11 protein-coding genes and 2 pseudogenes are annotated in these 11,550 nt (G+C 70.6%); 7 read left to right on the plus strand and 6 right to left on the minus strand.

Annotation, left to right across the window (positions count from 1 at the left end; genetic code table 11):
- Positions 1-72 precede the first annotated feature (72 nt).
- Positions 73-726, plus strand: coding sequence for an acVLRF1 family peptidyl-tRNA hydrolase (locus E1165_RS11140; RefSeq protein WP_132390457.1), 654 nt, complete (start codon positions 73-75; stop codon positions 724-726).
- Positions 727-778: 52 nt separating this feature from the next.
- On the opposite strand, the gene E1165_RS11145 is transcribed toward E1165_RS11140, so the two are convergent.
- The gene (locus E1165_RS11145; RefSeq protein WP_132390481.1) at positions 779-1,687 is read right to left on the minus strand and encodes a neutral zinc metallopeptidase; all 909 of its coding nucleotides are present in this window, start codon (positions 1,685-1,687) and stop codon (positions 779-781) included.
- A gap of 238 nt (positions 1,688-1,925) precedes the next feature.
- Here E1165_RS11145 and E1165_RS11150 point away from each other — a divergent pair, with 238 nt between their 5' ends.
- From E1165_RS11150 to E1165_RS11165, 4 genes are all read left to right on the plus strand, one after another.
- Positions 1,926-3,530 carry an ABC-F family ATP-binding cassette domain-containing protein gene (locus E1165_RS11150; RefSeq protein WP_132390459.1) on the plus strand — a complete coding sequence of 535 codons (1,605 nt, stop codon included), beginning with the start codon at positions 1,926-1,928 and terminating at the stop codon, positions 3,528-3,530.
- A 183-nt stretch (positions 3,531-3,713) separates the two neighbouring features.
- Positions 3,714-3,941, plus strand: coding sequence for a helix-turn-helix domain-containing protein (locus E1165_RS11155; protein WP_007462679.1), 228 nt, complete (start codon positions 3,714-3,716; stop codon positions 3,939-3,941).
- Between the two features lie 46 nt (positions 3,942-3,987).
- A complete protein-coding gene (locus tag E1165_RS11160) occupies positions 3,988-4,755 on the plus strand; it encodes an enoyl-CoA hydratase/isomerase family protein (protein WP_132390461.1) in 768 nt (255 codons plus the stop codon).
- Between the two features lie 111 nt (positions 4,756-4,866).
- Positions 4,867-6,849, plus strand: coding sequence for an ABC transporter ATP-binding protein (locus E1165_RS11165; RefSeq protein WP_207916832.1), 1,983 nt, complete (start codon positions 4,867-4,869; stop codon positions 6,847-6,849).
- Between the two features lie 8 nt (positions 6,850-6,857).
- Here the strand turns inward: E1165_RS11165 and E1165_RS11170 are convergent.
- Positions 6,858-7,172, minus strand: a pseudogene (locus tag E1165_RS11170) (transposase); the annotation flags it as partial.
- 237 nt (positions 7,173-7,409) lie between these two features.
- Here E1165_RS11170 and E1165_RS11175 point away from each other — a divergent pair.
- Both E1165_RS11175 and E1165_RS29880 read left to right on the plus strand, forming a co-directional pair.
- Positions 7,410-9,032 (plus strand): hypothetical protein, encoded by a 1,623-nt coding sequence (locus E1165_RS11175; protein ID WP_132390463.1) that lies wholly within the window; start codon positions 7,410-7,412, stop codon positions 9,030-9,032.
- A gap of 212 nt (positions 9,033-9,244) precedes the next feature.
- Positions 9,245-9,445 carry a hypothetical protein gene (locus E1165_RS29880; protein ID WP_243704711.1) on the plus strand — a complete coding sequence of 67 codons (201 nt, stop codon included), beginning with the start codon at positions 9,245-9,247 and terminating at the stop codon, positions 9,443-9,445.
- A gap of 56 nt (positions 9,446-9,501) precedes the next feature.
- Here the strand turns inward: E1165_RS29880 and E1165_RS11190 are convergent, their stop codons facing one another.
- The 4 genes and pseudogenes from E1165_RS11190 to E1165_RS11205 form a co-directional block, all read right to left on the minus strand.
- Positions 9,502-9,885, minus strand: coding sequence for a hypothetical protein (locus E1165_RS11190; protein WP_132390465.1), 384 nt, complete (start codon positions 9,883-9,885; stop codon positions 9,502-9,504).
- Complete coding sequence (locus tag E1165_RS11195; protein WP_132390467.1) at positions 9,882-10,067, minus strand: hypothetical protein; 186 nt, start codon at positions 10,065-10,067, stop codon at positions 9,882-9,884. Before E1165_RS11195 ends, E1165_RS11190 begins: the two co-directional genes overlap by 4 nt.
- 923 nt (positions 10,068-10,990) lie before the next feature.
- Positions 10,991-11,260, minus strand: a complete 270-nt coding sequence (locus E1165_RS11200) for a hypothetical protein (RefSeq protein ID WP_132390469.1) — start codon at positions 11,258-11,260, stop codon at positions 10,991-10,993.
- 37 nt (positions 11,261-11,297) lie between these two features.
- A pseudogene (locus E1165_RS11205) lies at positions 11,298-11,550 on the minus strand (IS5/IS1182 family transposase); the annotation flags it as partial.

An 11,550-nucleotide genomic window follows, 5' to 3' on the forward strand; every position in this document is an offset into this window, starting at 1 on the left:
GTCGTCCCGCAGGCGAGATCGCGGGGCGGTGGGGTGGGGTGAGGCGGAGGTGGGTGGCGTAGGTTCGGGAGAGTGAGGATCAGACCCGCAGTCGGTGGCGGCCGGTGGGTCGAGGTGGCCCCGGCCCGTGTAGCCCGCTGGGTGGCGGGCTTCGCGGACCGGCACGGCCCACCCACCACCACCGCCCTGGGGTACGGCCTGCTGCTCACCGCCCCGGACGGCGCCACCGCCGAGCTGCACACCCCACCCGGCGCGCCACGCGCACCGGACCTGCCCGGGTTCGTGGGGGTGGCCGCCGCGCCCCGCCGGATCGGCCTGCTGCTCGCCCGCAAGGGCGCGGTCGCGGTCGGCGTGGCGGTGGGTGAGGAGTTGACCGTCTCGAAGGTGGACACCCGGTACGTGCAGGGGCGGACGGCGGCCGGCGGCTGGTCCCAGCAGCGTTTCGCCCGGCGGCGGGACAACCAGGCCAGAGCGGCCCTCGGCGACGCGGTCGAGCTGGCCGTACGGCTGCTGCTGCCGGAGACGTCGACGCTGACCGCGCTGGTCTGCGGTGGTGACCGGCGGGCGGTGGACACCGTGCTCGCCGACCGGCGACTCGCGCCGCTGGCGGCGCTGCGCGCCGAGCGGCTGCTGGACGTGCCCGAGCCCCGGCACGCGGTGCTGGTCGGCGCGGTCGCCGCCGCCCGCGCGGTGCACATCCGGGTCCGGGACCCGGGTCCGGCCTGAGCCGTCCGGGTCTCGGATGCCGGTGGGGCCGGGCGGTGGGTGGCCGGTTCGGTCAGCGGCCGCCGCCGAAGGTGTCGCAGGACTTCGGGTCGCCGGTGGAGTACCCCCGGGTGAACCAGTCCCTGCGCTGGGCGGACGAGCCGTGGGTGAACTCCTCCGGGTTCACCGGGCGGTTCGCCCGCGCCGAGATGGCGTCGTCGCCGATCTTCTCGGCGGCGTCGACGGCCTGGCTGATGTCCTGCTCGGTGATGCTTCTGAAGAGCGGTTCGCCGGTCGCGTCGGCGGTGGCGGTGGCGTTCTTCGCCCAGGCCCCGGCGTAGCAGTCGGCCTGCAACTCCATCCTGACCGACAGCGCGTTGGTGTTGCCCGGATCACGCTGCTGCTGGCGGCGTACCTGCGCCTCGGTGCCGAGCAGGGTCTGCACGTGGTGGCCGTACTCGTGGGCCAGCACGTACGGCTGGGCGAACTCGCCGGCGGCGCCGAGCTGGTCGGCCAGGACCCGGTAGAAGGTGAGGTCGATGTATACCTGGCGGTCGGCGGGGCAGTAGAACGGGCCGACGCCGGAGTCGGCCGCCCCGCAGCCGGTGGTGACGCGCTGGTCGAAGAAGATTGTCTTCGCCGGCCGGTACTGCTCGCCGAACGCCTCCGGCAGGGCGGTACGCCAGTACGCCTGGATGGAGTTGACGTAGAGCGTGTTGCGGCAGTCGAGCTGCTGGAGGGCGTCGTCGGTGGCGCACTTCTGCGTCAGGGCGGTGTTGTCGCCCTGCTCCCCGCCGTCCATGGCCGCGTTCAGCCCGAAGCCGCCGCCGACCAGCGCCACCAGCACGGCGATGACGATGCCGACGATCCCTCCGCGTCCGCCGCCGATCGGGATGGGGAGGCCCATCCCGGCGCCTCCGCCGGATCCTCGGCGGTCGTCCACCTGGCTGGTGTCGATGCGTGCGTTCTCGTTCAGCTCCATGTTGACCCCGATCACCGATTCGTCACGTGGCTGCGGCACCGGACCGGGTCCGGAGGCCGTTTCGATACCCGCTGATCTTGCGCGGTAATCCGGGCGGCGCGGCGCGGGACGCCCGGTACACTTGCCCCCGTGCTGCTCTGCGAAGGCTGAACCGCCCCGCGCCGACGGTCCATCGGTCCGCCGGCCGTTTCGCGTGCCCTGAGTCAGCCCTTCCAGACCCCGAGAGCGAGTACCGGAAATGATCACTGCCACCGGCCTGGAGTTGCGCGCCGGCTCCCGGATCCTGCTGTCCGACACCACCCTGCGGGTGCAGCCGGGCGACCGGATCGGCCTGGTCGGCCGCAACGGCGCCGGCAAGACCACCACCCTGAAGGTGCTGGCCGGCGAGGGGCAGCCGTACGCCGGCCAGATCGACCGGCGCAGCGCGATCGGCTACCTGCCGCAGGACCCGCGTACCGGCGACCTGGACGTCACCGGGCGGGACCGGGTGCTCTCCGCCCGAGGGCTGGACGTGCTGATGGCCCAGATGAAGGAGCTGGAGGCCCGGCTCGCCGAGGACGCCGACGAGAAGCTGGTGCGCCGCTACGGCGCGCTGGAGGACCAGTTCGCCGCCCTCGGCGGGTACGCCGCCGAAGCCGAGGCGGCCCGGATCTGCGCCAACCTCGGGCTGCCCGACCGGGCCCTGGCGCAGACGATCGGCACCCTCTCCGGCGGTCAACGGCGCCGGATCGAGCTGGCCCGGATCCTGTTCCGGGACGCGGGTGAGAACGGCGGCGGCATCCTGCTGCTCGACGAGCCGACCAACCACCTGGACGCCGACTCGATCACCTGGCTGCGCGGCTTCCTCGCCAACCACAAGGGCGGGCTGATCGTGATCTCCCACGACGCCTCGCTGCTGGAGTCGGTGGTCAACAAGGTCTGGTTCCTGGACGCCACCCGTTCGGTGGTCGACGTCTACAACCTGGGCTGGAAGGCGTACCTGGAGGCGCGGGAGGTCGACGAGCGGCGTCGCCGCCGGGAGCGGGCCAACGCCGAGAAGAAGGCCGGCGCGCTGATGGCGCAGGCCGACAAGATGCGTGCCAAGGCCACCAAGACCGTGGCCGCGCAGAACATGGCCCGCCGGGCCGAGAGGCTGCTCTCCGGCCTGGACGAGGTCCGGGTCGCCGACAAGGTGGCCAAGGTGCGCTTCCCGACCCCGGCGCCGTGCGGCAAGACTCCGCTCACCGCGACCGGCCTGTCGAAGTCGTACGGCTCGTTGGAGATCTTCACCGACGTGAACGTCGCGGTGGACCGGGGTTCCCGGGTGGCGATCCTCGGTCTCAACGGCGCCGGCAAGACCACCCTGCTGCGGATGCTCGGCGGCCTGCTGGAACCGGACACCGGCTCGGTCAACGCGGGGCACGGGCTGCGGTTGGGCTACTACGCCCAGGAGCACGAGACGCTGGACGTGGAGCGGACGATCCTGGAGCACATGCGCAGTGCCGCGCCGGAGCAGACCGACACCGACCTGCGCCGGATCCTCGGCGCGTTCCTCTTCTCCGGTGAGGATGTCGACAAGCCCGCCGGGGTGCTGTCCGGCGGCGAGAAGACCCGGTTGGCCCTGGCCACCCTGGTCTGCTCGGGCGCGAACGTGCTGCTGCTGGACGAGCCGACGAACAACCTCGACCCGGTCAGCCGCGAGCAGGTGCTGGACGCGATCGCCCGGTACCCGGGCGCGATCGTGCTGGTCACCCACGATCCGGGTGCGGTGCTGGCGCTCAAGCCCGACCGTGCGATCCTGCTCCCCGACGGCGACGAGGACGCCTGGAGCGACGACCTCCTGGAACTGGTCGAACTGGCCTGACCGCCCCGCGGGCGCGCACTCCCCTTCCACAGGACGGGGGAGGGGAGGGTCACTCTATCGGGAAGCTGACATCGCATAGCGTGTCGGTTGGCGAAGAGTTGATATCTGGCGCATGATCGTTCGAGGCGGTCTAATAGGTGGGACCGTATCCGAACCGCACAGTCTGCGACGTGAGGAATCAGCATGGCAGCCACTGGCACAGCCACCAGCACTGAGAAGGGTCGCCGGATCGTCGGAGCCGAGCGTCAGACGCTCGCCAAGGACCTGGTAAAGCGGTACACCTCGGGCGAGAGCATCCGTGCTCTCGCAGCCTCGACCGGACGATCCTACGGGTTCATCCACCGGGTGCTCACCGAGTCCGGGGTGCAGCTGCGCCAGCGTGGCGGCGCCCGGCGCCGCAAGAAGGCGTGACCCGCCCCGCAGTGTCGTCCATCAGCGTCGCGCTCCGGGCGGTCCGGTGACCGCAGAGACGACCGGGGTACGACTCGACTGCGACGGGCCGGTCGCGACGGTCACGTTGTGCCGGCCCGACGTACTCAACGCACAGACCCCGGCGATGTGGCGCGCCATGCGCGACTTCTCGCGGGACCTGCCCGGCGACGTGCGTGTCGTCGTCGTGCGCGGCGAGGGGCGGGCGTTCTCCGCCGGCCTCGACCTGTCGGCGGCCGGCGCCTCGGGCCCCGGCTCCCTGGCGGAGCTGTCCACCCTGCCCGAGCAGGAGTGCGCGGACCGGATCGCCGAGTTCCAGCAGGGGTTCACCTGGCTGCACCGCCCCGACGTGATCTCGGTGGCGGCCGTCCAGGGGCACGCCATCGGCGCCGGCTTCCAGCTGGCCCTCGCCTGCGACCTGCGGGTGCTCGCCGAGGACGCCAGACTCTCCATGGCCGAGGTGACCCTCGGCCTGGTCCCCGACCTGGCCGGCACCAAGCGTCTCGTCGAGCTGGTCGGATACTCCCGTGCGCTGGAGATCTGCGCGACCGGTCGGCGGCTGGACGCCGTCGAGGCGGACCGGCTGGGCCTGGCCACCCTCGTCGTGCCTCCGGTCGAGCTGGATGGCGCCGTCCGGGACCTGACCGCCGGGCTGTTGTCGGCGAACCGGGACGCGGTGGTGGAGATCAAGGCGCTGCTCGCGGGCGCGGCGGGGCGTACCCACGCCGAGCAGCAGCGCGCGGAGCGGGAGGCGCAGACCCGCCGGCTGCGTGATCTCGCCGGACGCGGAGAATAGTAAGGACCGTTCGGGAAGATCCGGGTTACTGCCGAAGTTGTCGTAGTCGTCGGGAGAATCGGACCCGACGGTGCGGCACGCGCAGGACCGGAGGTGACGATGTCCAACCCGATGTCCGGCGGGGGCATGGCCAGTTGGAGCATGCTCCGGTCGATGCGCAGCCGTGACGAGGTCAGCGCCCACCGGCTCAAGCGCGGCACGGCCCGCCGGATCGTCGCGTTCGCCCGGCCCTACCGGCGGGACATCGTCGTCTTCCTGATCACCGTGGTGATCGCCGCGGTCATCGGGGTGGCCACCCCGGTGCTCGCCGGCGACGTCATCAACACCATCACCCGGGGCGGTCCGGACGCCGGCGGCACGGTGGTCCGCCTGGCCCTGGTCATCGCCGCCCTGGCGGTCGCCGACGCGCTCTTCTCCCTGGCCCAACGGTGGTACTCGGCGCGTATCGGCGAGGGCATCATCCTCGACCTACGCACCCGGGTCTACGACCACGTGCAGCGGATGCCGTTGCAGTTCTTCAGCCGCACCCAGACCGGTGCCCTGGTCAGCCGCCTCAACAACGACGTGATGGGCGCCCAGCGGGCGTTCACCTCGACGCTGTCCGGGGTGGTCAGCAACGTCATCCAACTGGTCCTCACCGCCGCGGTGATGTTCACCCTCTCCTGGCAGATCACCATCCTGTCGCTGGTGCTGCTGCCCATCTTCATCCTTCCGGCCCGCCGGGTCGGGCGGCGGCTGGCCGAGATCACCCGGGAGTCGTACAACCTCGACGCCAAGATGAACGCCACCATGACCGAACGGTTCGGGGTGGCCGGGGCGCTGCTGGTCAAGCTCTTCGGCTCGCCGGAGGAGGAGGCCCGGCGCTTCGCCCTCCGCGCCGAACGGGTCCGGGACATCGGCATCCAGTCCGCGATGTACTCGCGGACGTTCTTCGTGGCGATGCTGCTGGTCGCCTCGCTGGCCCAGGCGCTGACCTATGGCCTGGGCGGCTGGCTGGTGGTCGCCGGCGCGGTCAGCGCCGGCACCGTGGTCACCCTCGCGCTGCTGCTCACCCGCCTGTACGGGCCGCTGACCGCGCTGTCCAACGTCCGGGTGGACGTGATGAGCGCGCTGGTCTCCTTCGACCGGGTCTTCGAGGTGCTCGACCTGCGTCCGGGCATCGAGGAGAAGCCGGACGCGGTGCCGGTGCCCCGGGGCGACGGCCGGGTCGAGTTCCGTGACGTCCGGTTCCGCTACCCGGCCGCCGCCGAGGTGTCCCTCGCCTCGCTGGAGGAGGTCGCCACCCTCGACCGCACCGTCAACGAGCCGGTGCTCAGGGGCGTCTCGTTCACCGTCGAGCCGGGCCAGATGGTGGCCCTGGTCGGTCCCTCCGGCGCGGGCAAGTCGACCCTGTCGATGTTGATCTCCAGGGTCTACGACGTGACCGACGGGGCGGTGCTGGTCGGTGGCGTCGACGTCCGCGACGCCACCCTCGCCTCGCTGCGCGACGAGATCGGCGTCGTCACCCAGGACAGCCACCTCTTCCACGAGACCATCCGGGAGAACCTGCGGTACGCCAAGCCCGACGCCACCGACGACGAGATCTGGGCGGCCCTCGCGGGCGCGCAGGTCGCCGACCTGGTCCGGGCCCTGCCCGACGGGCTGGACACCATGGTCGGTGAGCGCGGCTACCGCTTCTCCGGCGGCGAGAAACAGCGCATCGCGATCGCCCGGCTGCTGCTCAAGGCGCCGTCGATCGTGATCCTCGACGAGGCCACCGCCCACCTGGACTCGGAGAGCGAGGCAGCCGTGCAGCGCGCGCTGTCGGTGGCGTTGACCGGGCGGACGGCGCTGGTCATCGCGCACCGGCTCTCCACGGTCCGCGACGCCGACCAGATCCTGGTCCTCGACGACGGGCGAATCGTCGAGCGCGGCCGGCACGACGAACTGGTCGCCGTCGGTGGCCTCTACGCCGAGCTGTACCGCACCCAGTTCGCGGTCACCGACTCGCCTCGCCCGTACGTCGAGGGCGAGGTGCCCGAGCCGGTGGTCACCACCGTGCCGATGGGCACCTACGTCGCCCGCGAGCCCCTGCCGCCCGCCGCCGCCAACTAGGCGGTGTTTCATAAGCCGGGTCGGAGCCACTCGTTGATCGTGGCGATGTGCACGGTGGCGTGGTAGCGGACGGCGAGTTTGTCGTAGCGGGTGGCGAGGGCTCGGTTGCGTTTGAGCTGGTTGATGCCGCACTCGACTGCGTGACGCTGCCGGTAGATGTGGGCGTCGAAGGTCGGCGGCCGGCCGCCCTTCGAGCCCTTCTTTCGGCGGCTCGCGGCCTGGTCAATCTTGATCGGGATGGTCGCGGCGATACCCCGGCGGGCCAGGTGCTGTCGATTGGCGCGGGAGCTGTAGGCCTTGTCCGCGAGGACCCGGTCCGGGCGCTTCGACACACGCTAGTGGTCACCCGGGTAGCGCTGCCGTCCGCGCACAACAGCGCGTAGCGATGCTCTTGATCAACCTTTGAGAGCGCCCATCACGGGCAGGCCGCACACGCTCCAGTGGACCCAACCGCAGTGGGCTTCACCAATCGGTGACATACCGTTGTCCGCTTGAGGCCTTCGAGACTCTCAGTCGTTAAGAGGGGAGGACCCATTCCCACTCTGGCAAGGGAGGCGGAGGTGCAGACAGCGCGGGCACGCCTGGTACTGCTTTTCGCGTCGACGGCGCTGCCGGCCGCGGCCGAGGCAGCGGCGATGCACGCGGTCGGCTTCCTGAGAACCCGAGCCATTGCGCCGCAGTTCAGCGCCGTGTGGCCGTACAGCATGTTCCACGACCTGCGCTGGGTGCTGGTTTACCACAACAGTTGGTTCAGCCTCGGTACGAAACTCCTCGCCGCGGTCGTCGTACATGGGCTGCTCTGCGCCGTGTACGTCGCGCTCGCCTGGCCCATGGAGATTCCACGGCCGCCGCTGCGCCGCCTGGCCGGGCGCAGCCTGGTCTTCGCCGCGTTCATCGCCCTGCTTCTCCTGCCCTGGGCGACCATCGCGGTGGCCACCGCCCAGTTCGCGCTGGCCTGGATCCTGCTCCTGGAACTGGTGCCGTTGCTGGTCCTGGCTCCGCTCGTCGCGCGTGGCGGGGTCGTGAGCGACTGGTGGCGTGGCCTGCCGACGCTTCGCCTGGCCGGTTGGTCGCTGCTCACCTTCGTAGCCCTCACCATCGGCGGCGCCCTCGTGGCCGCCACTCCTGGATGGTTCGCGGTGGCTACAGCGGGCGCGATGGGGGCGGTCAACGGGCTGATCTGGCTGGGGCTGGTCCGGGACGCCCTGCGCCAGAAGCCGGTGCTCTACCGACTGGCGCCGGTCGCCCCGATCGTCGCCGCCCTAACCGTTGCTAGCGTGTATGCGGTCGATCTCGTCGCGGTGCGGCTGATCAGCACGGGCCCTCAATCCGCTCCGTCGACCACTGTCCTCCCCCCGGTACCCCAAGCCGTGATCTACCTTGCCGGTTTCAACTCCACCTACCCAGGCGACCCGGCCCCACCAGCCGGACCGGTGTGGCGCTTCTCCTACCGAGGCACCAACGCCGACGGCCGGGCCCGCCCATACGCGCCCAGCGACACCCATCAGTCGATCGTCGACAGTGCGCGGCTCCTTGCCGAGCAGGTGGACCGGGTGCATGCTGTAACCGGCCGGCCGGTTGCGCTGATCGGGGAGAGCGCAGGAGCGATGATCGTCCGCTTCTACCTCGCCCGGTTACGACATCCGGCGGTGACGAGCGCCGTCCTCAGCGACCCGTTGGTCCGGGCCGGCCGCACCTACTATCCGCCACCCGGTGCCGACAGCGGATGGGGAATCGGGACCGGCTGGCTGCTGCGCGGGCTCCTCGTAGTGCCCGGCGGACCCTTGCCCGATGACGTCGACCAACCGTTCCTGCGTTCGCTGCTGGACAACGCGCCACTCTTCCGCAACGAGTTGCTCTGTCCGGTGCCTGGCGTAAGGATGATGGCCTTGCTGCCGACCATCGACACGTTGGCCCTCCCGCCTCCGGGCCTTCCGGACATCCCCCTGATCGAGGTGGGGGCCATCCATGCGCCGTTGATCAACCGGCCGGCCGTACAGAAGATCATCGGTGCCTTCCTCAACGGCGAACTGGGCATCACTCCCGAGAGACGCCGCTACCGGGGCAGGTTGGCTTTTTTCGTGGCATGGCAGGCTCCCGCCCTGCCAATCAGGTTGAACCCGGTCTGGCGGACGCAGACCGACACCGATGTCCTGTTCCAGAGGGTCGGCTGTCCTGCCTGACCGGGCCTTCGATCGCTGGCCTGTCAGGGGCGAGGCCGTCGGCGTCGCAGTCGGTCTCGGCCAGGTTGAAGATCAAGCTAAGGGCGGGCGCCGACCACCCGGCGGCGGACTTTTTCCAGCACCGGCCCGGGCAGGCCGGTGGCAGCGAGCAGCCGGGGCAGCAGCTCGGGCTGCAGGTTCATCGCCCGGAACACCTCCCCGAGGGTGACCCCGTGCGCGGGCCGGTAGACCACCTCGACTGGGTCACCGGCGCCGATCTCACCTTCCTGGAGCACCCGCAGGTAGGCCCCGGGCAGCGCCCGCTCGGTGAAGCGCCGGACGACAACCCGTCGCTGGGTACCGGCGCGTACGCGCTGGACCAGTCCTGGCACATCGCGTTCCTGTTCGTCAGCGCGGTCGTCATCGCACTCTGAGCCCCCGGCACGACGAAGCCCTCCGTTTGAAGCCGAGCGGAGGGCTTCGTCGTCGTTCAGAACGGGATGATCGGGCCGCCGCCGGCGAGTCCGGCGTACAGGCCGGGCTGCCCGGTGAGCACGTTGCAGCCGTTGTCGACGGCGGCGAGCAGCGCGCTGGCCGCGTCCAGGCGGCCGACGGTGTCGTAGACGAACGCGAGTGCCCGCCAGCTGACCGGATCGACGGTGAGCACCGCGGCGGCCGGGTGGTTGACGAGCAGATCGAGCCGAGCGGTGTCGGCGACGGCCCGGGACGCTTCCGCTAGGCACATCACCGGCACCCCGAAGTGGCAGTCCTCGTCGGCGACCTCGGCGATCACCTCGCCCACGTCGATGCTCGCCCGGGTGAAGGCGACGATCGCGGAGGTGTCGAGGATGACCCGGATCGGGCGGTCGTTCACGCGGCGCGCGCGGGGAGGCCGATCTGGGCGCGCAGTTCAGCGTCCAGCTCCGGTGTCCAGCGGCGCTGGGCCTCGTCGAGCTTCCGCCGGGCGCGGGCCTTGCCCTGATCGTCGACGACGATGCCGGCGGCGGCGAGGATCTCCTCGCTGCGGGCGCCGGTGTCGGGGCTGCTGTGGGCCATGCTCGGAGGATACCCCTGGCCTGGCCGGCAGTCACGTGCAACAAGTCAAGCAGAGGGCTGGTCTGAGGCGGTTTGTGTCCTGCCGGTGCCAGACATTCGGCGTATAACCGCACATATGTCTTCGTACGCTACGGCGTGTGGTACCGCCCATCGTCCGGCTCGCCCCAGGGCTTCTTGCCCGGGCCGAACTCGGAGACCTGGCGACGTGGGTCTCCGCAGTCGCCAGCCTTGCAACCGCCGCCCTTGCCCTCGTGGCAGGCATCGTCAGCTACCGCATGTACAAGATCGAATCCGGTCGCGACCGGCGGGCCGAGGACGAGAGACGGGAACGTGTCCCGCTCCACCTGTCCGGGTGCCCGTCATAGTCCCTCCGGGGACGACTCCGCCGGCGCCTGAGCATCAAGAGGTTCCGGGCGATCCGTTCTGTCGCGCGAACATCCTCAACGCCTCCACCCTGCCCGTCTACGAGGTATGGGTTTTGGTTCCGCCCAGATGGGGGGCGGAGCTTCAGGGCCGACGAACCCATCCGGGTGATACCTCCACACCAGGGGCAGGTTGCAGTTCCTCTGCCAGAGTGGGTCCACGGCACAGAACTGCCGTCGGCGCTCGACGTCAGCATGACGTTCCGCGACTCGGCAGGGCGGTACTGGATGCGCGATGAACAAGGCTTTCTTTTCGAGAAGATCGCCCCTCTGCTGCGGCGCCCCGCATGAGCGCGTTCACCCAGCTACGGGTGGGCCTTCCCGGGGCGAAGGGGGTCGCTGGTGTAGGTGGATGAACGGCGCCCGTACGCCAGCGGAGAAGTGAGCGGCGGCTTCGAGGGCGGCCCGGACGCGGCGAACGGGTGGCTGCCCAGCGGTGGCGTGGAGGGCACCGAGGGCGATGTCCTGGCCGCAGCCGACCGCGGCGTACCCGTCGGCGGGTTAGCCGACCTGGAAGTCGCCCTGGATGACGAACAGCCTGCCTGCGACTCCGACGAGGAAGGTGCCGCCGGTCTCCCGGCCGCCGTCCCGGTGGAGCCATCCCCCGGTGTCGAGGCATTTCCGTACGGCCGAGATAAACGTGGTGGCCATGTGCCGGTCCAAGGCGGCCGGCGAGGTCGGTAGCGTCGGCGCGTCGAGGGCGTACCGGAGCAGTTGCCCCATGCGGAAGCTGTCGGTGAAGCCCATCAGGTACGGCCCGTTGCGGAACACCTTGCTGTCGGCGCGGACGCTGGAGCTAGGCGGTGTTTCATAAGCCGGGTCGGAGCCACTCGTTGATCGTGGCGATGTGCACGGTGGCGTGGTAGCGGACGGCGAGTTTGTCGTAGCGGGTGGCGAGGGCTCGGTTGCGTTTGAGCTGGTTGATGCCGCACTCGACTGCGTGACGCTGCCGGTAGATGTGGGCGTCGAAGGTCGGCGGCCGGCCGCCCTTCGAGCCCTTCTTTCGGCGGCTCGCGGCCTGGTCAATCTTGATCGGGATGGTCGCGGCGATACCCCGGCGG

Source organism: Micromonospora sp. KC723 (assembly GCF_004348595.1).
In the GTDB taxonomy this organism is placed as follows: domain Bacteria; phylum Actinomycetota; class Actinomycetes; order Mycobacteriales; family Micromonosporaceae; genus Micromonospora.

Bases quoted from the DNA above. Each gene is read 5' to 3' on its own strand.
- E1165_RS11195 (WP_132390467.1), bottom strand. From the start codon at position 10,067: ATGGCCCACAGCAGCCCCGACACCGGCGCCCGCAGCGAGGAGATCCTC.
- E1165_RS11165 (WP_207916832.1), top strand. From the start codon at position 4,867: ATGTCCGGCGGGGGCATGGCCAGTTGGAGCATGCTCCGGTCGATGCGC.
- E1165_RS11145 (WP_132390481.1), bottom strand. From the start codon at position 1,687: ATGGAGCTGAACGAGAACGCACGCATCGACACCAGCCAGGTGGACGAC.
- E1165_RS11155 (WP_007462679.1), top strand. From the start codon at position 3,714: ATGGCAGCCACTGGCACAGCCACCAGCACTGAGAAGGGTCGCCGGATC.
- E1165_RS11150 (WP_132390459.1), top strand. From the start codon at position 1,926: ATGATCACTGCCACCGGCCTGGAGTTGCGCGCCGGCTCCCGGATCCTG.